Source organism: Salmonella sp. A29-2, assembly GCF_020150755.1.
Lineage (GTDB): Bacteria > Pseudomonadota > Gammaproteobacteria > Enterobacterales > Enterobacteriaceae > Salmonella > Salmonella enterica.
The window spans coordinates 249,513-272,278 of the sequence record NZ_CP083731.1; the positions used below are offsets into that span (position 1 = coordinate 249,513).

General features: G+C 51.9%; 17 protein-coding genes and 4 pseudogenes. 12 read left to right on the forward strand and 9 right to left on the reverse strand.

All coding sequences use genetic code 11. From position 1 onward, the window contains the following. Positions 1-25 precede the first annotated feature (25 nt). From K8W53_RS01155 to K8W53_RS01165, 3 genes are all read right to left on the reverse strand, one after another. Entirely contained in the window at positions 26-1,348 is a 1,323-nt protein-coding gene (locus K8W53_RS01155) for an MFS transporter (protein WP_001148981.1), read from the reverse strand. 350 nt (positions 1,349-1,698) lie between these two features. Next, a complete protein-coding gene (gene yhjD, locus K8W53_RS01160) occupies positions 1,699-2,727 on the reverse strand; it encodes an inner membrane protein YhjD (protein ID WP_000191228.1) in 1,029 nt (342 codons plus the stop codon). Positions 2,728-2,799: 72 nt separating this feature from the next. Beyond that, the gene (locus K8W53_RS01165; protein WP_023225077.1) at positions 2,800-3,699 is read right to left on the reverse strand and encodes a LysR family transcriptional regulator; all 900 of its coding nucleotides are present in this window, start codon (positions 3,697-3,699) and stop codon (positions 2,800-2,802) included. Between the two features lie 630 nt (positions 3,700-4,329). Between K8W53_RS01165 and K8W53_RS01170 the strand changes: the two genes are divergently transcribed. Then, the gene (locus K8W53_RS01170; protein ID WP_001196081.1) at positions 4,330-4,932 is read left to right on the forward strand and encodes a response regulator transcription factor; all 603 of its coding nucleotides are present in this window, start codon (positions 4,330-4,332) and stop codon (positions 4,930-4,932) included. Positions 4,933-4,937: 5 nt separating this feature from the next. On the opposite strand, the gene K8W53_RS01175 is transcribed toward K8W53_RS01170, so the two are convergent. After that, complete coding sequence (locus tag K8W53_RS01175) at positions 4,938-5,294, reverse strand: glycoside hydrolase family protein (RefSeq protein ID WP_001120251.1); 357 nt, start codon at positions 5,292-5,294, stop codon at positions 4,938-4,940. A 280-nt stretch (positions 5,295-5,574) separates the two neighbouring features. On the opposite strand from K8W53_RS01175, the gene K8W53_RS01180 reads away from it, so the two are divergent. Further along, positions 5,575-7,164, forward strand: a complete 1,590-nt coding sequence (locus K8W53_RS01180; protein WP_052939263.1) for an STY4199 family HEPN domain-containing protein — start codon at positions 5,575-5,577, stop codon at positions 7,162-7,164. Between the two features lie 12 nt (positions 7,165-7,176). Here K8W53_RS01180 and K8W53_RS01185 read toward each other — a convergent pair whose 3' ends face one another. Next, positions 7,177-8,826, reverse strand: coding sequence for an alpha,alpha-trehalase (locus K8W53_RS01185; protein ID WP_000934257.1), 1,650 nt, complete (start codon positions 8,824-8,826; stop codon positions 7,177-7,179). A gap of 325 nt (positions 8,827-9,151) precedes the next feature. Here K8W53_RS01185 and K8W53_RS01190 point away from each other — a divergent pair, with 325 nt between their 5' ends. From K8W53_RS01190 to K8W53_RS01220, 7 genes and pseudogenes are all read left to right on the forward strand, one after another. Then, entirely contained in the window at positions 9,152-9,871 is a 720-nt protein-coding gene (locus K8W53_RS01190) for a GntR family transcriptional regulator (RefSeq protein ID WP_023224158.1), read from the forward strand. Between the two features lie 176 nt (positions 9,872-10,047). Continuing rightward, the gene (fraB, locus tag K8W53_RS01195) at positions 10,048-11,025 is read left to right on the forward strand and encodes a 6-phosphofructose-aspartate deglycase (protein WP_010989080.1); all 978 of its coding nucleotides are present in this window, start codon (positions 10,048-10,050) and stop codon (positions 11,023-11,025) included. A 63-nt stretch (positions 11,026-11,088) separates the two neighbouring features. After that, a complete protein-coding gene (fraD, locus tag K8W53_RS01200) occupies positions 11,089-11,934 on the forward strand; it encodes a fructose-aspartate kinase (RefSeq protein ID WP_000028430.1) in 846 nt (281 codons plus the stop codon). A 53-nt stretch (positions 11,935-11,987) separates the two neighbouring features. Further along, on the forward strand, positions 11,988-13,307 hold the full coding sequence (locus K8W53_RS01205; RefSeq protein WP_023224159.1) for an anaerobic C4-dicarboxylate transporter family protein: 1,320 nt from the start codon (positions 11,988-11,990) through the stop codon (positions 13,305-13,307). Between the two features lie 58 nt (positions 13,308-13,365). Beyond that, positions 13,366-13,737 (forward strand): annotated as a pseudogene (fraE, locus tag K8W53_RS01210) (fructose-asparagine asparaginase); the annotation flags it as partial. Between the two features lie 148 nt (positions 13,738-13,885). Continuing rightward, positions 13,886-13,969: pseudogene (locus K8W53_RS23940) on the forward strand (asparaginase domain-containing protein); the annotation flags it as partial. Then, a pseudogene (locus tag K8W53_RS01220) lies at positions 13,965-14,090 on the forward strand (asparginase); the annotation flags it as partial. The pseudogenes K8W53_RS23940 and K8W53_RS01220, both read left to right, overlap by 5 nt. Positions 14,091-14,136: 46 nt before the next feature. On the opposite strand, the gene gorA reads toward K8W53_RS01220, so the two are convergent. The 3 genes from gorA to K8W53_RS01235 all read right to left on the reverse strand — a co-directional run bounded on the left by gorA (position 14,137) and on the right by K8W53_RS01235 (position 17,000). After that, on the reverse strand, positions 14,137-15,489 hold the full coding sequence (gene gorA / locus K8W53_RS01225; RefSeq protein ID WP_000160777.1) for a glutathione-disulfide reductase: 1,353 nt from the start codon (positions 15,487-15,489) through the stop codon (positions 14,137-14,139). Positions 15,490-15,593: 104 nt separating this feature from the next. Continuing rightward, positions 15,594-16,436, reverse strand: coding sequence for a 23S rRNA (adenine(2030)-N(6))-methyltransferase RlmJ (locus tag K8W53_RS01230; RefSeq protein ID WP_000954233.1), 843 nt, complete (start codon positions 16,434-16,436; stop codon positions 15,594-15,596). 120 nt (positions 16,437-16,556) lie between these two features. Beyond that, a complete protein-coding gene (locus tag K8W53_RS01235) occupies positions 16,557-17,000 on the reverse strand; it encodes a hypothetical protein (protein ID WP_000209570.1) in 444 nt (147 codons plus the stop codon). Between the two features lie 277 nt (positions 17,001-17,277). Between K8W53_RS01235 and K8W53_RS01240 the strand changes: the two genes are divergently transcribed. The 3 genes from K8W53_RS01240 to rsmJ all read left to right on the forward strand — a co-directional run bounded on the left by K8W53_RS01240 (position 17,278) and on the right by rsmJ (position 20,901). Next, positions 17,278-17,931, forward strand: coding sequence for a hypothetical protein (locus tag K8W53_RS01240; protein ID WP_000469190.1), 654 nt, complete (start codon positions 17,278-17,280; stop codon positions 17,929-17,931). A gap of 162 nt (positions 17,932-18,093) precedes the next feature. Then, positions 18,094-20,136: an oligopeptidase A gene (prlC, locus tag K8W53_RS01245; RefSeq protein WP_000184178.1), complete on the forward strand. Its 2,043-nt coding sequence runs from the start codon at positions 18,094-18,096 to the stop codon at positions 20,134-20,136. A 6-nt stretch (positions 20,137-20,142) separates the two neighbouring features. Next, complete coding sequence (rsmJ, locus tag K8W53_RS01250; protein WP_001165134.1) at positions 20,143-20,901, forward strand: 16S rRNA (guanine(1516)-N(2))-methyltransferase RsmJ; 759 nt, start codon at positions 20,143-20,145, stop codon at positions 20,899-20,901. Between the two features lie 91 nt (positions 20,902-20,992). Here rsmJ and dtpB read toward each other — a convergent pair. Then, positions 20,993-22,468, reverse strand: a pseudogene (gene dtpB / locus K8W53_RS01255) (dipeptide/tripeptide permease DtpB). Positions 22,469-22,766: the final 298 nt, after the last annotated feature.

Below are 22,766 nucleotides of genomic sequence, written 5' to 3' on the forward strand. Positions count from 1 at the left end.
CCGGATGATGCCATCCGGCGCCCTATTACAACGCCTGATGACGCGTCTCATGGGTTAATAGCAGTGCAATCAGCGTCAGCGCCGCCATTGACGCCAGGTAAACCCCTACCGCCGCCAGCCCGTAGTGGCTTTGCAGCCATGCGGCAATATACGGCGCGACGGAAGCGCCCAGAATCGATGACACATTGTAGGAAAACGATGCGCCGGTATAGCGCACTTCCGTCGGAAATAGCTCCGGCAGCAGCGCTCCCATTGGGCCGAAGGTCAGCCCCATCAGGCTCAGGCCTAACAACAGGAACACGAATACCAGCGCTGGATTGCCTGAACCCAGCAGCGGGGTAAAGGCGAACAACGCGAAGAGAATGATGAGCGTGGTAATGATGACCATGCTTTTCCGACGACCAAATGCGTCCGCCAGCAGGCCGGCGACGGGCACCATCACGCCGAAACCAATCACCGCCATCATCAGCATCCACAGTATTTCATTGCGCGGCAAGCCAAGCCCCACCGGCGCGGCGGCAGTGCTGTAAGTCATGGAATAGACGGTCATGATATAGAACAGCGTGTAGGTCGCCAGCATGATAAACGTGCCGAGAATGGTTACGCGGACATGCTTCGTCAGCAACGTGCCCAGCGGTATTTTTACCTGTTTTTTCGCTGCGGCAACTTTCGCAAACACCGGCGTTTCATGCAGCGACACGCGCACATACAGGCCGATAATCACCAGCACCGCCGAGAAGATAAACGGCACGCGCCAGCCCCAGCTCATAAACTGCTCGTCGGTCAGCAGCCAGGAGAGCAACAGGAAGGTGCCATTGGCAAAAAAGAAGCCGATCGGCGCGCCCAACTGCGGGAAGGAGCCATACAGCGCGCGTTTGCGCGGCGGCGCATTCTCCGTCGCTAATAACGCTGCGCCGCCCCATTCGCCGCCCAGCCCCAGTCCCTGACCGAAACGCGCCAGCGCCAGCAGCAGCGGCGCGAAAATACCTATCGTCGCGTAGCCCGGTAACAGACCGATAATGACCGTGGAGATCCCCATCGTCAGCAGCGAAGCCACCAGCGTGACTTTGCGGCCTACCCGGTCGCCGAAGTGGCCGAATAGCGCAGAGCCAATCGGACGCGCCACAAACGCGATAGCGAAGGTGGCGAGCGATTGTAGCGTTGCCGCAGTGGGATCGCCCTGGGGGAAGAAGATAAGGGGGAACACGATCACCGCAGCGGTGGCGTAAATATAGAAGTCGAAGAACTCAATTGCGGTGCCGATAAGCGAGGCAATAACGACTTTATTGCGTGAGTTTACCGGAACATGTTCCTGCTCATGGTCGAGTGTTGTGGCGGTTGCTTGCATACTATTTTCTTATTTTTAGCGAACGAATAGCCATATTACGCACAGCAAAAGTTATATTTCAATGTGTAACAAAAGCCAAAAATGGTCAAAAAAAACGCAAAAAGGGGATAATGTTTAAGCCTGCCATTTTGCGTCTATGAAATGCTTCACATAATTTTAGAATTGGTGGATAAAACTGGTTTCGGGTTAAATAAAAGTTAATTACTGGATTTATATGCTGAAACAATGAGATGAGGCGGAAGGACGTACCTGATTGTACCGCCGGGTACGCTTTGCTTGCCCGGCCTGGATCTACACATCAGTAGGCCGAATGACGACGCCGTGCGTGCCATTCGGCAGCAAGCCGCAGACTAGCGTTGCGTTTTACCCGGCATTCGCGGGTCGTCCTTGTATTCGGCGGTGGCTATCCAGGCCGCGCAGAATAACGTCAGGCGGGCAAAAAAGTAGAAGAAGGCCATCAGACCGAGTACGGAGCCAAACGCCGCGCCGGAAGGCGATTTCACCAGTGACGGCAGCGTATAGGTCATAATGATTTTAATCACCTCAAAACCGATAGCGGCGATAAATGTCCCGCGAATCAACGCTTTTTTACGGGGACGATGGCGAGGCAGTCGCCAGAAAATCCAGAAGAAAAGCAGATAGTTGGCAAAAATAGAGATGGCCAGACCGATCAAATGCCAGGCCGGTTTTAACCATTCGATGCTGTCGAGGTACAAGGCGGAGATGATCATCTGCTGGGCGGAACCGGCAATGGAAGTAATGGACAGCGTAATGATTAAAGCGATTAATAATCCAATCAGCGAGATAAAATCGCGCAGATATTTGAGCCAGATTTTCTCCTGATCCTGCGGCTTGCGCTCCCAGACGTCCCGTGACTGGGCGCGAATCGCTTCCCGCAGGTTGCCCATCCAGTTAACGCCGGAATAGAGCGCGATACCCAGTCCGACCAGCCCTACCGTGGTACGCTGTTGAACCGCCGTATTAATCGTATTTTTAAGCGTGGACGCCAGCGTAGGATCGCTCACATTCATCAATATCTTGCTGAAAATATCTTCCAGTAGATTAGGGTGCGAGGCGAGGATAAAACCTGCCGCGGCAAAGGACACCATCATTATCGGGATCATCGACAGAAACGAAAAGTAGGTGATAGCCGCGCCAAACTGATTACCCAGTCGATCGTTAAAACGTTCGGTCGCGCGAATGAGGTGGGCCACCATTGGTTGACGCTGAATTTTTTGCATCAGGGAGGTGACGGAATGCAACGCCTGATTTGCCTTTTCGTTTTTTTCCGGGGCGTCATGCGGCTGCGTTTCTATTTTTTGTATCGGGTCGTGCTCCAGTTCCTGAATAGGGCGTTTTACGTCATTTTCCTGCGTCATCAGGTCGGTAGTCCTTCATCATTAATAGAATATGTCAGTATAGCTTCTCCCCGGTGGATGCTGAAAATGCGGCTACTCTGCGGCCTCTTTAATGGTTTCCGTCAGCCATACCATAAACAGGTGTACCCGGCGGGAAAGATTACGGCGATGGGGATAATGCAGCGTCACCGGCAGTGGAGCGGCGCGATATTGCGGTAAAATTTCAATGAGCGTTCCGGCGCGTAACGCCTCCCGTACAGCAATGCGCGGCGTCTGAATGATCCCTAATCCTGCCAGACAGGCCGTATGCCAGGTCTCCGTACTGTTTACCGTTAGCATTCCGCCGGTTTTTACCCACTGCATACCGTGGGGAGTTTCAAAGGCAAAACCCGGTGAAGAGACTCCCGGCGTCAATGAATAATGCACCACCGCATGTGAGGCGAGGTCGTCAAGGTTTTCCGGATACCCAAAGCGCGCCAGGTATTGTGGGCTGGCGCAGTTCACCATCCTCAGTTTGCCAAGCGGGCGCGTCAGTATCCCTGGCGCATGTAGCGGCTCTGTGCGCACCACGCAGTCGAAATCTTCCCGTAGTAAATCGATCTGTCGATCGCTACTACAAAGTTCCAGCGCAATGCCGGGATACTGATGCAAAAAAGTGGGCAGGCGCGGCATGATAAGGCTGTTTGCGAGACATGGCGGTATATCTACCCGTATTTTGCCGCTGATACTGGCGGGATCAGGTTGGAAAAGACCCTCCAGTTCATCCAGGTTACTCAACAGATCTTTTGCCCGTTCGTAGTAAACCATTCCGTCCTGAGTAAGCTGTACCCGCCGGGTGGTGCGGTGGAGCAGGCGGATGCCCAGTTGATGTTCTAACGCTTGTATTTGCCGTGAGACGCTGCCTTTGGGAAGGCCGATATCCTCTGCTGCACGGGAAAAACTTTCCCGTTCCGCCACGCGTACAAACAATTTCATTGCATATATTTTATCCATCATCAGGCTCTATTATTGTTTTTATTGAAACAGTGACGCTGAGGCGGCTGGTTTTATTGATTTTCTATCATCTAATAAGCCCTTTCGCAATCATTGCTCGCGTGACGAATACGTCTGATCGCGTTGCGCGGCGGATTTATCGTTTTCCGGCCAGGCTTTTTAGCGCCAAAAAGCCGATAAACGGGACGAGAGCGGTAAAACACGCTGATAGCCGCGGGTGTAGTGGGAGAGAGAAATGCATGTACATATACGGTATTGTCATTGACCCATCGTCGCGGTTTTCAGGCGGATTGGCTATTTTTTAACAAAATGTGCTACTTTATTTTTTGTAACACATCAGGTGAAAAGCAGATATTTCCTTTGTGACGCGCCAGGCGTACTCTTCATTGAATTAATATTCAAATTAGCCTTGGCTGTTCGCGCTAATAAGATATTCCTTACTTTAAAAGGCTAATTTTAGCGAATTCTGTAATCCCGATGTTGAAGCTGTAAATATTCATAACCTTTCCCTTCCTCAACCAATGACTATCGGTAAAATGGCCTATACCAAATGGCGACTTCTTATTTTACCCTACGGGTAATACCCTTCCTCATCTTGAGACTATTATCTTACCCAAGTGGAGAAAAGTAATGCAGGTAATCATGTTTGACAGGCAGTCAATATTTATTCATGGAATGAAAATCAGTTTGCAGCAGCACATTCCAGGAATAAGTATCCAGAGTGTCGGTCAGGCAGAAGAACTCTGGCAAAAAATAGAAAGCGCGCCGGATGCGCTGGTCATGCTGGATAGCGGCCTCGATGCTGAATTTTGCCGCGAGGTGTTACAAAGAATCGCGCAGCAATTTCCGGAGGTGAAGATTATTATCACGGCGATGGATGGCAGTCAAAAGTGGCTGCATGAAGTCATGCAATTTAACGTTCAGGCCGTGGTGCCACGCGATTCTGATGCCGAAACCTTTGTCCTTGCGCTCAATGCTGTCGCTCGCGGGATGATGTTTTTACCGGGGGATTGGTTAAATTCAACGGAGCTGGAGTCCCGTGATATAAAAGCGTTAAGCGCCCGCCAGCGGGAAATTTTACAGATGCTTGCCGCAGGAGAATCAAATAAACAAATTGGGCGGGCGTTAAATATTAGTACCGGGACGGTTAAAGCGCATCTGGAGTCGCTTTACCGGCGGCTGGATGTAAAAAATCGTACCCAGGCCGCCATGATGTTAAATGAATCGAATTAACGACGTTAAATTCGCAGTCCGCTTATTTCTGGCTGTGAAATATCACCCGTATTGATTAATGATAAAAAACGCTGATGTCCGATGCTGAACATCAGCGCAATAAGCGTTTCGCGTTGAAACCGATCATTAAGTTCCGGCAAACAATTCTGTAGCAGCATATCGCAGCTATTGAGGTCATCCAGCAAGAATGCCTCCGCCTGGTCGGGCGTAATGAACGTCAGCGTCTCATCCGGCGTCAACATATGCCCGTAACCAATCACCCAGTTACCCTGCCGATCGCGATACTTTTCCAGCGACAGACCCTGCCACTGTTTAATAAACGCGATGCAGGCGGAGCTAAAGCGAGATGAAATGTGCGGCATGGCATCTTTCTCATAAAAAGCGCGATTATAAAGTGTGCTGCACGCGTGGCTAGCGGTCAGACGGCCAAACGCAGGCAGGGAAAAGGTCTATGCCGTTCAGCGTCACGCCGCGTTGACAGAATGAAAAACTGATGTTTTTGGTTAGTAACCGATCTTCTTATAAATTTGCAATCATTAAGATTAAGTCACTGAAATGTGGCTAAATCTGTTATATCTATGAAAAAACATAATTAAAAGAAAACGAAGATCTCGTCGCGGGATCGTCTTTTTAGGGAAGATAATGACGAATAGCGCTTCGCAGGCGACACGCGCGCCTTTTGAACATAGCCTGGGGATTATCCGCCAGGCATCAATAGAAATCCTGCTGCTGCTGGGTATTCATACCACCGAGGGAAAAGAGCCCCGGTGGTTCATGGAACAACTTGAGCAGGCGCGTCTTAACCTGGGCGGTTGGGGCGCGGTGGCGAAAAAATTGCGGATAAATGACGCGCAGTTGAGCCAGTTTATGCTGCAACTGCGTCACCTTCAGCAGCATGTTCCCCAGTATGACAGCGGGCAAGAGGTGAGCGAAAATCAACTCCTTGCCGCGTTGCGTTTTGTCACCTCGCTGGAACATCTACGTCAGCAGCAGCCGCTACTGACGTATCAAACTGAGCTGGAAGACCCCGACCAGGAGGCGCATCTTGAGGCGCAGCGTCAGCTTCGGGCGATAGAACTGACGTTAAAAGCGCTTATTGCGCGCGCATGGCCGGATCGGGCGTCGCTGAATCACTACCTCAAGCAACATTTTGGCCCGGACCGTTTGCGCCAGTGGTTAAAACAGGGAGAAGATCAACATGCGCTGGAAGGCATGTTGTTCAGCGAACTGGCGCTTATGGTGGTCGATAAAAAATTATTTGCCCGTCATTACGTCAGAATTTTTAATGACGCCTCAGCGTTAACGCTGTTCGCCGAGTCGCGCACCACCCTGCGTATGTTTCTGGATGATTGCCGCCTCTCGCGAAACGAGGTTATCGCCAGGCAGCCGCTCACCTCAGCGCAGCTTATGCTGCTAAACGTTCAGTATCAGCAAATCGTTCGGCCCATCCAGCGCGCCTATGCCGAAAAACGTACTCGCGTGAATCCCGCTTCGTTTCTGCTGGCGGATGAACGTGAATTGCGCCAGTTCTGGGAAACCGCGCGGCTTAAAGATCGGCAGGCCGGGGGAGATAAGCATGAGATTAGCGAGAGCATAGAACCACCGCGTAAGCGGCCTCCGCGTACGCCTGAAGAGCGTGAGCAACTTATTTCCGGCGCTTTGTGGGGCGGGGTTGGCGTCATGACGCTGGCGATACTGGCGGGCGCGTTCTGGCTATTTAGTTCGTCGTCGCCAGGCTCCGATAACGGGCAAGCTCCCGCAATGGCGCAGGATGAACCGCCGCGCGAGGCGCCTTCCGCGCGGGAAACGCTCAATCATATGGGGATTACCTGGGATGCGTTTACCATGCGGGCGGCGATAGAGCGCAATGATACGCGGGTGACGGCGCTGTTCCTCCAGGGCGGAATGAACTGGCAGCTCGCGTGGACGGAGCAGGCGTTTGCGGCAGGACATACCGAGGTGCTGCAACTGTTGTTGCGTTATCCCGCGCTGATGGATGAGGTCAAACCCTGCCGACGATTTATCACAACGTTAAGTCATGACATGTCGAGCGGCGCGCCGCTGACCGCGATGCATAAAACCTATTTGCAAACGTTTTGCACCGTTCCGGCTGTTGTGACGCGCCAGCAGCACGATACGGAGCAGGCCCGATTGCGCGCTCAGGCCCGGCCCAGCGCAGACAATAAAAAATGGCTGAAAATTCAGTCAGCCATTTATGATGCGATTCACTGAGGCCGGAGCAGGTTAAGGCTCTCCGTAAAGGCCAATCAGGCGGCGCACCACGCCATTGGTCCAGCCGAACCCATCCTGTAGCGGATACTCGCCCCCGCCGCCTTCGCGGGGCGTACCGCCGGAAATATGGTATTTCTCGATCAGTTTATGGTGCTCCTGATAAAAATGGTTCACCGTTTTTAACCAGTTATGGGCGATTTCATCGCCCAGCATATCGTCGCCATACCGTTTGAAGCCCTGAATCGCCATCCATTGCAGCGGTGCCCAGCCGTTCGGTTTATCCCACTGTTCGCCGGTTTCGTATTCGGTCGCCATAATCCCGCCGGGCGTTAACAGACGGCTGCGTACCACATTTGCCAGACGGTCGGCCTGCTCGTGGTTCGCCATACCGACATACAGCGGCACGATACTGGCGGCGGAAAAGAGCGCCATTTCTTCGCGTCGCCAGTCATAGTCCCGATAACAGCCGTTTTCATCATCCCACAGATAATGGTTTACGGCGGCGCGTCGATCGCTGGCTTTCTGGCGAAATAGCGCCTCGGTGTCACGTTCGCCTTTCAGTGCTGAAATATTGGCGATAGCGCTCTCCAGTTTATACAGAAAAGCGTTCAAATCGATAGGGATAAACTGGGTCGTACGTATGCTGGCAAGCCGGCCCGCATCGCGTAGCCAGCGTGAAGAATAGTCCCAACCGGACGCCGCCCCGGCGCGCAAATCCCGGTAGACTTCATTGGGCGGACGACCGGAGTGTTTTGCAGTTTCGACATCTTCCAGCCAGGACTCGTCGCGCGGCGTGTCGCGATCGTCCCAGTAGCGGTTCAGCAGGGAACCGTCCGGCATCCGCACAACGTGGCGATAAGCCTGGTTGAGCGCCAGCGATTCGGCGCCATCCATCCAGAAGGCGTATTCCATTTTGAGATGGTCGAGATAACGCCGCGCGCCGCGTACGCCATCTTCTTCGAACAGTTCAACCATCAGGGCGAAAACCGGCGGCTGCGAGCGGCTCAGATAATAGGTCCGGTTGCCGTTGGGAATATGGCCATAGTTTTCAATCATCCAGGCGAAATTATCCGCCATACATTTAAGTAAATCTTCGCGCCCGCTTTCCGCCAGACCCAGCATGGTAAAATAAGAGTCCCAATAATAGGTTTCGCTAAAGCGGCCTCCCGGCACGATATAGGATTGCGGCAGCGCCAGCAGCGAAGACCACGGAATATGATCCTGCGGTTCGCGCGTCAGTATCGGCCAAAGCTGGTCAATATGTTCTTTGAGCGAGTTTTCGGGGTTAGAGACATACTCGCTGGATAAGGTTTCCGGTAGCCAGAAATGGTTCTCGACGAAGCGGCGTAAGTCAAAATCACGGTGGCGTCTGACCTTACGGTAGCGGATCAGGATATCAAGCGGGTCCATCTTCGGCGCGCAGTCCGGGAACGTTTTACTGTCTGGAAACAGTTTTGTTGACTGTACATGCTCGAACAGTTCGAGATACCGATCGGCAGGGGTCAGGGCGTCAGAGGCGGGAAGCCCCTCGATCATCTCCGGCTCCGGTTCCGCCTCGATCATTTCATCCAGCTTTAACTCGCACGGGTCTGTTTCATAAAGCAGATCGACATCAATAGTCAGATCTTCAGAAGGCGTGGGGTTTAATTTCTGGTTGAGCATAATGACAAGGACCTCCGGCTTGCGTCGTAAAAGATACGGGTGTTGCCCGGCTGTCTATTAAGCGTAGACATTCGCTTCGATACCTGAGTGGCAAAGTGTGCGATAGATCACATTTTGCAATTTATCTCTCAAGAAAAAAACTTCATAACTTACTGAATAGTATTGCGAAAATCCTATTTTCATGACGCCCGCCCCAGACCTAAAATCAGAACATTCGTTTCATAGCGGTATCACTACGTCGCCGCATGGCGTGGATTCACAAGCAAAGGTAACGTAAATAGTTATAATACAAGCTATGGCACCATGATAATACAAATGGATACAAATGATCGAGCAACCCGACAGTAAAAGCGCCAAACCGCTTTATAAGCAGCTTGAAGCCGCCTTAAAAGAGGCCATTGCGCGTGGAGAGTATAAACCAGGCCAGCAGATCCCGACGGAAAATGAACTGAGCGCGCGCTGGCAGGTGAGCAGGGTCACGGTCCGTAAGGCGTTGGATGCGCTGACGCGTGAAAATTTGCTGACCCGTGTCTCCGGCAAAGGCACCTTTGTCTCTGGTGAGAAATTTCAGCGCAGCATGACCGGCATCATGAGTTTCAGCGAGTTATGCCAGTCCCAGGGACGTCGCCCGGGGTCACGCACCATCAAATCCGTTTTTGAATCGGTAGACGATGAGACAAAAGCGTTACTGAATATGAACGATGGCGAAAAAGCGGTCGTCATTGAACGTATCCGCTATGCCGACGATGTGGCGGTATCGCTGGAAACCGTACATCTTCCCCCACGTTTTGCGTTTTTGCTGGACGAAGATCTTAATAATCACTCTTTGTATGAATGCTTACGCGAGAAACACCACTTATGGTTTACCCACTCCCGTAAGATGATCGAACTGGTTTATGCCAGCTTTGAAGTCGCCCATTATCTTAGCGTCAACGAGGGTTATCCGCTGATCCTGATAAAAAGTGAAATGATTGATAACAAAGGAGAACTCTCCTGCGTTTCGCAACAGTTGATTGTCGGCGATAAAATACGGTTTACCGTATGATGTCAGCATTACGCTAACGAAGAGCAGGCTGAATCGGGATCCAGATCGCGGATCCCGATTTTTTTTTGGTTTTCATCTTGATCAAATGTCTTTAAATGTCATATAAAAATAATAATACATTATGAGTCATTTATGGCGAATCCTCGCCTGTATCATTGATGGAACCAGAGGAAAGCATGATGGGTATGAAAGAGACAGTTAGCAATATTGTGACCAGCCAGGCAGAGAAAGGAGGCGTTAAACACGTCTATTACGTGGCGTGCGGCGGTTCTTATGCGGCGTTCTATCCGGCGAAAGCATTTTTAGAAAAAGAAGCGAAAGCGTTGACTGTCGGTCTGTATAACAGCGGAGAATTTATTAACAACCCGCCGGTAGCGCTGGGAGAAAATGCCGTTGTGGTTGTCGCCTCCCACAAAGGTAATACGCCAGAGACAATTAAAGCGGCTGAAATCGCCCGTCAGCACGGCGCGCCGGTTATTGGTTTAACCTGGATAATGGATTCACCGTTGGTGGCGCATTGCGACTATGTGGAAACGTACACGTTTGGCGACGGTAAAGATATTGCCGGAGAGAAAACGATGAAAGGCCTGCTGAGTGCGGTCGAACTGCTCCAGCAGACGGAAGGGTATGCGCACTATGACGATTTTCAGGATGGCGTCAGCAAAATCAACCGTATCGTCTGGCGCGCTTGCGAGCAGGTTGCGGAGCGTGCGCAGGCGTTCGCGCAGGAATATAAAGACGATAAAGTCATTTATACCGTCGCCAGCGGCGCGGGCTATGGCGCTGCCTACCTACAGAGCATCTGTATCTTTATGGAAATGCAATGGATACATTCCGCCTGTATTCATAGCGGTGAGTTTTTCCACGGGCCGTTTGAAATTACCGATGCGAATACGCCTTTCTTCTTCCAGTTTTCCGAGGGCAATACGCGGGCGGTGGATGAACGCGCGTTAAACTTCCTGAAAAAATATGGCCGCCGGATTGAAGTTGTCGATGCGAAAGAGCTGGGGCTATCGACCATTAAAACCACGGTTATTGATTACTTTAACCACTCTCTCTTTAATAATGTTTATCCCGTTTACAATCGGGCGTTAGCTGAGGCGCGTCAGCATCCGTTAACGACGCGCCGCTATATGTGGAAAGTGGAATATTAATTACATCAGGATGGATAAAAAAGCAGGGACGCTTTTTATTGTAAAGACAAACAAGGAATAATGATGAGCATCAGCGTATTGGGTATTGGCGACAACGTTGTCGATAAATACCTGCATTCCGGCATCATGTACCCCGGCGGTAATGCATTAAATTTTGCTGTCTATGCGAAATTAGCAGACATCCCCAGCGCGTTTATGGGGGCGTTTGGCAATGACGACGCCGCGCAGCACGTACAGGATGTATTACACCAGCTACAGATAGACATCTCTCACAGCCGCCATTATACCGGCGAAAATGGGTATGCCTGTATCCGTCTCTCGCATGGCGATCGACAATTTGTCGCCAGCAACAAAAACGGCGTATTGCGGGAACATCCTTTTAGTCTGTCTGACGACGATCTTCGCTATATATCACAATTTACCTTAGTCCATTCCAGTATTAACGGCCACCTGGAATCGGAACTGGAGAAAATTAAACAACAAACCGTCTTACTCTCTTTTGATTTTTCCGGGCGCGGTACAGACGACTATTTTGAAAAGGTATGCCCGTGGGTAGATTATGGATTTGTCTCCTGTAGCGGGTTATCGCCAGATGAAATCAAAATAAAACTCAATAAACTTTATCGTTATGGCTGTCGGCATATTATTGCCACCTGCGGGCATGAAAAAGTTTATTATTTTTCCGGCGCGGATTATCTGGAGTGGCAACCTGCTTATATCGAACCTGTCGATACGCTGGGCGCAGGCGACGCCTTCTTAACCGGTTTTTTGCTTTCCATTTTGCAATCGGGTATGGCGGAACCCGATAAAGAAAGCGTGTTACGCGCCATGCGGCAGGGCGGGAAATCGGCGGCGCAGGTGTTATCTCATTACGGCGCATTTGGTTTTGGTAAACCGTTTGCACAATAGGTTACGTCCCTCAATGTAAAGCGACACTCACTCCAGATAACCCAGGAGGAAGTATGTTTTGGACGGAATTATGTTTTATCCTTGTGGCCCTGATGATAGGAGCCAGGATCGGCGGCGTATTTTTAGGGATGGTCGGCGGGTTAGGCGTCGGCGTGATGGTTTTTATTTTTGGCCTGACGCCTTCTACGCCACCGATTGATGTTATTCTGATAATTCTTTCTGTTGTCCTGGCGGCCGCATCTTTACAGGCCTCCGGCGGGCTGGATTTACTGGTCAAACTGGCGGAAAAAATTCTGCGTCGCCACCCTCGTTACATTACGTTATTAGCGCCGTTTATCTGTTATATCTTCACGTTTATGTCAGGAACGGGGCATGTCGTTTATAGCTTGCTGCCGGTTATTTCTGAAGTCGCACGGGATTCAGGTATTCGACCGGAACGTCCTTTATCTATTTCTGTTATTGCATCGCAACAGGCGATCACCGCCAGTCCTATATCTGCCGCCATGGCGGCGATGATTGGTTTAATGGCGCCGTTGGGCGTCTCTATTTCAACCATTATGATGATTTGCGTGCCCGCCACGTTAATCGGTGTAGCGATGGGGGCAATAGCGACCTTTAATAAAGGAAAAGAGTTAAAAGACGATCCGGAATATCAACGTCGGCTTGCTGAAGGGTTAATTAAACCTGCGCAGAAAGAACGTAAAAATACGGTGGTCACTGCGCGCGCCAAATTGTCGGTGGCGTTATTTCTGACCAGCGCGATCGTTATCGTTCTGTTAGGACTGATTCCGGCGCTGCGACCCATGGTGGAAACAGCGAAAGGGCTACAACCGCTTTCGATGTCCGCCGCTATCCAGATTACGATGCTCTCTTTTGCCTGCCTGATTGTGTTGTTATGCCGGCCGCAGGTCGATCAGATTATCAGCGGTACGGTATTTCGGGCGGGCGCGCTGGCGATTGTCTGCGCCTTCGGCCTGGCCTGGATGAGTGAGACGTTCGTGAATGGTCATATCGCGTTGATTAAGGCAGAAGTGCAAACTCTATTGCAACAGCATACCTGGCTTATCGCCATTATGATGTTTTTCGTGTCCGCTATGGTCAGTAGTCAGGCGGCAACGACGTTAATTCTGTTGCCGCTGGGGCTGGCGTTAGGGTTGCCCGCTTATGCGTTAATCGGCTCCTGGCCTGCCGTTAACGGCTATTTCTTTATTCCGGTGGCGGGGCAGTGTCTGGCGGCGCTGGCGTTTGACGATACCGGTACGACGCGTATCGGCAAATATGTGCTTAACCATAGTTTTATGCGTCCGGGATTAGTTAACGTGATTGTCTCGGTCATTGTCGGGCTGTTAATAGGAAAAATGGTTCTGGCCTGATTGTTATTAATATTTTTATAGCACACGTCACTTATTATTTTTAATTCAGAGGAAGAAAATGAAAATCAGAGTTTTCATGGCCGCCGTGTTGCTGCTCATCAGCCACTGTGTATTTAGCACAACGTCACTACCGCATATTGTTATTCTCGCGACAGGCGGTACTATCGCCGGGACGGCAGCCAATCATACGCAAACCGCCGGATATAAATCTGGTGAACTTGGCGTGCAAACATTAATAAATGCCGTGCCGGAAATGAATAATATCGCTCGCGTTGACGGCGAGCAGGTGGCGAATATTGGTAGCGAAAATATGACCAGCGATATTATCCTGAAACTTTCACAGAAGGTGAATGCGTTATTGGCGCGGGACGATGTTGACGGTGTGGTTATTACTCATGGCACTGACACGCTCGATGAAACCGCCTACTTTCTTAGAGCCTATCCCATTAGGGCTATTTTACTTGCCATTTTGGTCCTGGGCAGTGCTCAAAATCCTCACGTACTACGTGTACGCTCCGGTTTTTGCGCGCTGTCCGTGTCCAAACTGGCTGCGCCAATAACGCCTGGTGGGATAGGCTCTTAATTTGACCGTGAAAAGCGACAAACCGGTGGTGTTTACCGCTGCAATGCGGCCCGCGTCGGCAATCAGCGCCGATGGCGCAAGGGCAGCCTGGACTGGTGTCTGACTCGCTCAACCCGGCGAAGGCGCGAGTCTTGCTGATGACGGCATTAACTCAGACGCGTAATCCGGAACTGATCCAGAGTTATTTCAGTACGTATTAATCATGCAGGCCTGTGCGCCCACCCTCGAAGATGGGCGCGCAAGATATTAACGCATGGTCACAAACTCTTCCGATGCGGTCGGGTGAATGGCGACGGTATTATCGAAGTCTTTCTTGGTAGCGCCCATCTTCAGCGCCACTGCGAAGCCCTGCAACATTTCATCCATGCCGAAGCCGATACCGTGGATACCCACAATTTTTTCTTCCGGCCCGACGCAGACCAGCTTCATACGGCACGGCTGGCGGTGCGTCGTCACCGCGGTATACATAGCGGTAAACGATGATTTATAGACTTTCACCTGCTCGTCGCCGTACTGCTCGCGCGCCTGCGGCTCGCTTAACCCGACGGTGCCGATAGGCGGATGGCTAAAGACCACGGTCGGGATGTTGCTGTAGTCCAGATGCTCGTCCGGCTTGTTGTTAAACAGGCGTTCGGAGAGACGGCGACCGGCGGCGACGGCGACTGGCGTTAGTTCTACCGCGCCAGTATTGTCGCCAACGGCGTAAATGCCTTCAATGTTGGTATTCTGGAATTTATCGACAATGATGTAACCTTTTTCATTGGTTTTCACGCCCGCTGCCGCCAGATTAATATTGTCGGTCGACGGTTCGCGACCAATGGCCCAGATCAGGCAATCAACGGTTTCACTGCGGCCATCTTCCAGTTCCAGAGTCAGACTGCCGTCGGCGTTTTTCACCACCGCTTTCGGCACGGCGTGAGTATGCAGTTGCGGGCCTTCGGCGTTCATCACCTCAACCAGCGTTTCGCTAATCATCGGGTCAAAACTGCGCAGCGGCGCATGTTTACGGACAAACAGATGCGTTTTCGCCCCCAGCGCGTTGATAACGCCAGCCAGTTCAACGGCGATATAACCTGCGCCTACCACTGCGACGCGCTCCGGCAAGGCAGACAGCGCAAAGAAACCGTCGGAATCAATGCCGTATTCCACGCCTGGAATGCTCGGATGGCTCGGACGGCCGCCGGTAGCGATCAAAATATGGTCGGCGGTGATGGTTTCGCCGTTCACTTCAATGGTTTTGGCATCGACAAAGCGGGCAAAGCCTTTAATCACATCCACGTTATTTTTGCCCAGCACGTTGTCGTATGAAGTATGGATGCGGTCAATATACGCGGTACGGCTGGCAATCAGCTTGCTCCAGTCGAACTGATTAATCGTGGTGTCAAAACCGTAGTCCGGGCCATACAGATGAATCGCTTCACGAATCTGCGCGGCATGCCACATCACTTTCTTCGGCACGCAGCCCACGTTAACACAGGTGCCGCCCAGCTCTTTGGCTTCGATGAGCGCGCATTTCTGGCCGTACATAGCGGCGCGGTTAATCGAGGCGATACCGCCGCTGCCGCCGCCGATAGCGATGTAATCATAGTGTTTGGTCATGACCGCTCCTTTATGTTCGTTGTCGGACGGATAGATTCTGCGCTACCCGCCAAAATATTCGCGATTGTATACCTGAAGGTGAAAGGTTCCACCGATGGCTGTGATTACTCCGGCACGATCCAGCTTACCGAAGTGTGTCCGTGACCGTTTGGCGCCAACCTGCTGTGCAGCCACGGTAGCACGTTGTTCATCTGCTGCTCCAGTTTCCACGGCGGGTTAACCACGATCATACCGGACGCCGTCATCCCGCGCTGATCGCTGTCCGGGCGGATCGCCAGCTCAATTTGCAGGATTTTACGGATGCCGGTGGCCTCCAGATCATGAATCATGCGCTTAATTTGCTGGCGGAGTACCACCGGATACCATAGCGCGTATGTCCCGGTGGCGAAACGTTTATAACCCTCGCTGATGCCGCTGACTACCGCCTGGTAGTCGGTTTTCATTTCATAAGGCGGGTCAATGAGGATCAGACCGCGGCGGGAAACCGGCGGTAATTTGGCTTTCAGTTGCTGATAGCCGTCAGCGCGTTCCACACGGGCGCGGTTGTCTTTTTGAAACTCCGCGCGCAACAGTGGGAAGTCGCTGGGATGCAATTCCGTGAGTTGCAGACTGTCCTGCTCACGCAGCAACTGGCGGGCGATTAACGGGGAGCCCGGGTAGTAGCGTAACTGCCCGCTGCGGTTGAAATGTTTTACGACGCTAATATACGGTTCCAGTTCGGCGGGCAGATCGTCCTGCTGCCAGATACGGGCGATGCCTTCCAGATACTCTCCGGTACGTTCAGCATGTTCGCTGCCCAACTGATAACGCCCCGCGCCCGCGTGCGTGTCCAGATAGAGAAACGGTTTTTCTTTCTCTTTTAGCGACTCGATGATCAGGCTCTGAACGGTATGTTTAAGGACGTCGGCGTGGTTGCCAGCGTGAAAGCTGTGACGATAACTGAGCATGGATGCAGATATTCCGGGAAGTAAACAAGTTAGCCGATAGTTTACCGCAGATCCGTAGAGATTACCGCTCTTGCGCTTTTATCGCCGTTGGCCAGGAGGAAAAACAAGTAGGCTGTGGCGTCAGAGCGTAAATAACGTCAACGAAGTGATGCAGGCGTCTGGATTGGCCTGTTTCACGGTCTTAAGGAAGGTGGCAAAACTTTGATTGAATAGGGTGTAGTTATGAAGGAAGCGCGTCTGTTTTCTTTGCCCTTCCGCTGTTATCCAGTCGACTGACCAGACTGAACGACCACTGACTCTCGTTGTTCCCGGTTTCGCCTCAATAATGCTGGTGAGTGGTATCGCGGTGGTGATACCGTCCGCGACTTCATAGAGGTACTGCATGTCAAAGTAGTAATCCGCGTTATAGCCGCGAGAACTGCCAAATTTTCGCAGCATCAGCGAAGAAGATGAAATTAATTTACGGCCATCTTGCAGATGCTTACTCCGACGGAAAATTTTTCGCCCAGGGAAAATAAAGAAAACAATAAATATCAGTACAATAACCTGTAATAACGTGGTCATATACAATCCTTGTATTCCAGAAACGAAAAAGTTGAGAATATTATACATGGGCAGTTTGCGCAAAAATGACAGCGATTGATGCCACGGCCCTGTTTTCAGAAAAACACCCATGAAAAGCCTATCTGAATTTAACGCTAATCATGCCGCGACGCGTCCACTGACTTACCCCTGTCGGGTCTTATTCTGAAATCGTTTTTATTATGATGATAGTGCTGGTTTTACCTTGTTTATTTGATTAAAACGATAGCGCTAATAATAGAAAAGAAAGGATTCATTGATGTTCCATTATGGAAAATGTGTCGTTCGCACGCTGTTTTTATTACTGGTTTGCTGTTCGCTGTCGGGCTGTCTTTCATTTGGGCTGATACTTGCCACCGATAAAGATGGCAATCGTCATCAGTCTACCTGGAAATCGGATACCGTTACCGCGCTTTCCTTAGGTAAAGATAGCAACGGGAAAACGGGCTGGGTGTTTGTTGGCGAACATTTTGACTACCTGTTGACCCAGGGCGGCGATAATGTGGTGGCGCTGTTAAAAGATGCGACTATTCGCCGGGATAAAATGCGAGTAAAGGATGGTGTTAAATTCCTGATTGATACAGATAAGAAGGAGTTTACGGGTGAAGTCAATGTGACTTACGCCTGGGTGGACGAGAAAGATAAACTGGCGGCGGTAGGCTATGGGTTTATTTGTGCAGACGGCGCGGTAAATTGCACGCTATCCGTCATGGACCTGAAGGGGACTATCCATCAGAAAAATAAAGATCAGAGCGTTACTCAGCAGCTAGCGTTTTACCATCCTTTCACCGTTGAGTTCTATCAGTATCAGCGCAGTATGTCCGGGGCAAAATTTGGCAGAGTGTTGCTGCCGGTAACTTTGGCGCTGGATATTGTCACTATGCCGCTACAGCTACTGATCTTCAGTCGTTAAAATTGGATTCAGCAGCAATGCCTACGTTCGGATGCTGGCGTTGCTGCACGGGTGAAATGAGCGCCCACCATCATTGAAATTCCCCCAACTATCCCCCATTCTAGATCCATAGCGAAAGCGCGATAGAGCGCTTCATTTCTTTTTTAGACCAGGACTGCGCATATGACCAATCCATTACTAACGTCTTTTTCACTGCCGCCTTTTTCTGCAATTAAACCGGAGCATGTGGTGCCTGCGGTCACCAAAGCGTTGGCCGATTGCCGGGCGGCGGTAGAAGGCGTTGTGGCGCATGGCGCGCCGTATAGCTGGGAAAACCTCTGCCAGCCGTTGGCGGAAGCCGACGATGTTCTGGGGCGTATTTTCTCGCCAATTAGCCACTTAAACTCGGTGAAAAATAGTCCGGAGCTGCGTGAAGCCTACGAACAGACGCTGCCGCTGCTGTCTGAATACAGCACCTGGGTTGGGCAACATGAAGGACTGTACAACGCGTACCGCGACCTGCGCGACGGCGATCATTACGCCACTCTGAATACCGCGCAGAAGAAAGCGGTCGATAACGCGCTGCGTGATTTTGAACTGTCCGGCATCGGTCTGCCGAAAGAGAAACAGCAGCGTTACGGCGAAATCGCCACTCGCCTGTCTGAGCTGGGCAACCAGTACAGCAATAATGTGCTCGATGCCACCATGGGCTGGACGAAGCTCATCACCGACGAAGCCGAGCTGGCGGGAATGCCGGAAAGCGCGCTCGCCGCCGCTAAAGCCCAGGCGGAAGCCAAAGAGCAGGAAGGTTACCTGCTGACCCTGGATATCCCGAGCTATCTGCCGGTCATGACCTACTGCGACAACCAGGCGTTGCGTGAAGAGATGTATCGCGCCTATTCCACTCGCGCCTCCGATCAGGGGCCGAACGCCGGTAAGTGGGATAACAGCCCGGTGATGGAAGAAATTCTTGCGCTGCGCCATGAACTGGCGCAACTGCTGGGCTTCGAAAATTATGCCCATGAATCGCTGGCCACCAAGATGGCGGAAAATCCGCAGCAGGTGCTCGATTTCTTAACCGATCTGGCGAAACGCGCCCGTCCGCAGGGGGAAAAAGAGCTGGCCCAGCTGCGCGCCTTCGCCAAAGCCGAATTTGGCGTTGAGGAGCTGCAACCGTGGGATATCGCGTACTACAGTGAAAAGCAAAAACAGCACCTGTACAGCATCAGCGATGAGCAGCTACGTCCGTACTTCCCGGAAAACAAAGCCGTGAATGGCCTGTTTGAAGTGGTGAAACGTATTTACGGCATCACCGCCAAAGAGCGTACTGACGTTGATGTCTGGCACCCGGAAGTGCGCTTCTTCGAACTGTATGATGAAAATAACGAGCTGCGCGGCAGCTTCTACCTTGACCTGTACGCACGCGAACACAAACGCGGCGGGGCGTGGATGGACGACTGTGTCGGCCAGATGCGTAAGGCGGACGGCACATTGCAAAAGCCGGTCGCTTATCTGACCTGTAATTTCAACCGTCCGGTGAACGGTAAACCCGCTCTGTTTACCCATGACGAAGTGATCACCCTGTTCCACGAGTTTGGTCATGGCTTGCATCATATGTTGACCCGCATTGAGACCGCCGGGGTCTCCGGTATCAGCGGCGTGCCGTGGGACGCGGTCGAACTGCCAAGTCAGTTTATGGAAAACTGGTGCTGGGAGCCGGAAGCGCTGGCGTTTATCTCCGGCCACTATGAAACCGGCGAGCCGTTGCCGAAGGAACTGCTGGATAAAATGCTGGCGGCGAAAAACTATCAGGCGGCGCTGTTTATTCTGCGTCAACTGGAGTTCGGTCTGTTTGATTTCCGTCTGCATGCGGAATTTAACCCGCAGCAAGGAGCGAAAATTCTTGAGACGCTCTTTGAAATTAAAAAACAGGTCGCCGTGGTGCCGTCACCGACATGGGGCCGCTTCCCACATGCATTCAGCCATATCTTTGCTGGCGGCTATGCGGCAGGCTACTACAGCTATCTGTGGGCCGACGTACTGGCGGCGGACGCGTATTCCCGCTTTGAGGAGGAAGGCATTTTCAACCGTGAGACCGGTCAGTCGTTCCTTGATAACATCCTGACTCGCGGTGGTTCTGAAGAGCCGATGGAACTCTTTAAACGCTTCCGTGGCCGTGAACCACAACTGGACGCGATGCTGGAGCATTACGGGATTAAAGGCTGATTTTACGTGCAAATCTGCTTAATGGATGAAACGGGCGCCACAGACGGCGCCTTATCTGTTCTGGCTGCCCGCTGGGGGCTGGAGCATGACGAAGACAACCCGATGGCGCTGGTGATGACGCCGCAACATCTGGAGCTGCGCAAGCGCGACGAACCGAAGCTTGGCGGCATTTTCGTCGATTTTGTCGGCGGCGCGATGGCCCATCGACGTAAGTTCGGCGGCGGGCGCGGCGAAGCGGTGGCGAAAGCCGTCGGTATCAAAGGCGATTATCTGCCGGATGTGGTCGATGCCACGGCGGGGTTGGGGCGCGATGCGTTTGTGCTGGCATCCGTCGGTTGCCGCGTGCGGATGCTGGAGCGTAATCCGGTGGTCGCCGCGTTGCTCGATGACGGTCTGACGCGCGGCTACGCCGATGCGGACATTGGCGGCTGGCTTCAGGAGCGTTTGCAGTTGATTCATGCTTCCAGCCTGACGGCGTTGACTGATATCACGCCGCGCCCGCAGGTGGTCTACCTCGATCCGATGTTTCCTCACCGGCAGAAAAGCGCGCTGGTGAAGAAAGAGATGCGGGTGTTTCAGTCGTTGGTGGGGCCGGATTTAGACGCCGACGGACTGCTGGAACCGGCGCGTCAGTTGGCGACCAAACGCGTGGTGGTCAAACGTCCCGATTATGCGCCGCCGCTGGCGGATGTCGCGACGCCCAACGCCATCGTCACCAAAGGGCATCGGTTTGATATTTATGCCGGAACCCCTCTGACGGAGTAACGGATTGCCCGATGGCGTTGCGCTTATCGGGCCTACGATTCTCAATTATTTGTAGGCCGGATAAGGCGTAAGCCGCATCCGGCACTGAGTATTACTGTTCGGTACCTGGCGTATTAATCATTCGGTTTAACCACGGCACCATAATGGCCATCACCACGGTGACCGCCAGTGTTACCAGACCAATTTTGCTAAAGACGCCGGTATAAATGGGCAGCGTCTGTAACGGATCGGTGATGTTTTCCGGTACGGCAGTGAAGGTCGCCACATAACCGCCGAGCAGGAAGGCGGCGGCCTAGGTCAGGAACCACATTCCCAGAATAAAGCCCATCAGATGCTGCGGCACCAGAGCGGCGACCATTGCCAGTCCCAGCGCGCTAATCAGCAGCTCGCCCAGACTCTGGAACAGATACACCAGCACGATAAACCACGGCGACGTCAATCCTTGCGCATCGGCAAACCACATCCCGGCGGCGGCGGCGGCGGTCAGAAAACCCAGCGCGCAGAGGAACATGCCGAGCGTAAACTTCATCGGCATAGTCAGATCTTTGCCTTTGCTACCCAGTCGGGTGTAAATCGCTGCCAGTACCGGACTGGCGACGACCACCCAGAATGGGTTCAGCGCCTGAAAACTCACCGGGTTAATGGCGAATCCAAGAATTTCATGATGTACGTTATTAATCGCAAAGAAGTTCAGCGAGGTAGGCATCTGCGCATACAGAATGTAAAACAGCACGGCTTCAATCATCAGAATAAACGCCACGAACATTTTATTGCGGCCGGTTTTATCCAGACGAAACGCTTCGCGAAAGAAGAAAATAGTGACGACGATAGAAAGGACGATGAGCACCAGATTGGCAATCTTAACGTTGTGCATCAGCCAGGCGCAGAGGAAAATCATGACGACGGTGCCGAGCAGTACCAGCAGCAAATTGCGAAAACGTAGCGGTTTATGATCCGGTTCAGAACCGATATTTTTCACCATGCCACGGCAGGCGAAGTACACCAGAAGCGCAACAATTAAACCAGCGCCGCACAGATTATAGGTCACCGCATAGCCAAATTTATCGGCAATCACCGGCGCCAGCGATAGCGATAACAAAGAACCGATGTTAATCGACATATAAAACAGGGTGAAAGCGCCATCCAGCCGGGGATCTTTAGGCTGATAGCATTTAGAGAGCAGGCTGGCGGGATTGGCTTTAAATAACCCGTTGCCCACGGCAATCGTACCCAGTGCGATAAAAATCAGATCGGGATTTAATAGCGACATGCCGGTCATAAAATAGCCAATCGCCAGCACAATCGCGCCCAGGACCAGGGTGCGTTTAGTCCCTAACAGATGGTCGCCAACATAGCCGCCGATGGAGATCAGGCCATAAACCAGCGCCGCAAAAGCGCCAAAGGTAATAAAGGCCTGTTCCTGAGAAAAACCCAATTGTTTAACGAAAAAGACCGCCAGGATGCCCTGGACGCCGTAATAGCCAAATCGTTCCCATAATTCTACAAAAAAGATCATGAAGAATGGACGAGGTTGCTGCAGCAAGCCCGTAGGTGCAGTTGTATTCATATTCCTTCGCCTTTTAATGCCATCCCGAAACGTATGAGCGCGTATATCAAAACGCGCCGAAAAGACTTACCCTGACATAGACTGCGGTTATTAGCCTGATCAATAGGTTATTATACAAATGATACGCAAACTAATTAGTGGATCACACTAATTATGTTTGGTGTGATGGAATGATGTACTGAGTACTGCGAAGAAGGGGGGATAAACAAAACGCCCACCTAAGCGGGCGTTGTTGTTGAGAGCCGGAATTTGCCTGATGGTTCAGGCCAACCTGATTGACTATAGACCAGATGCGGTC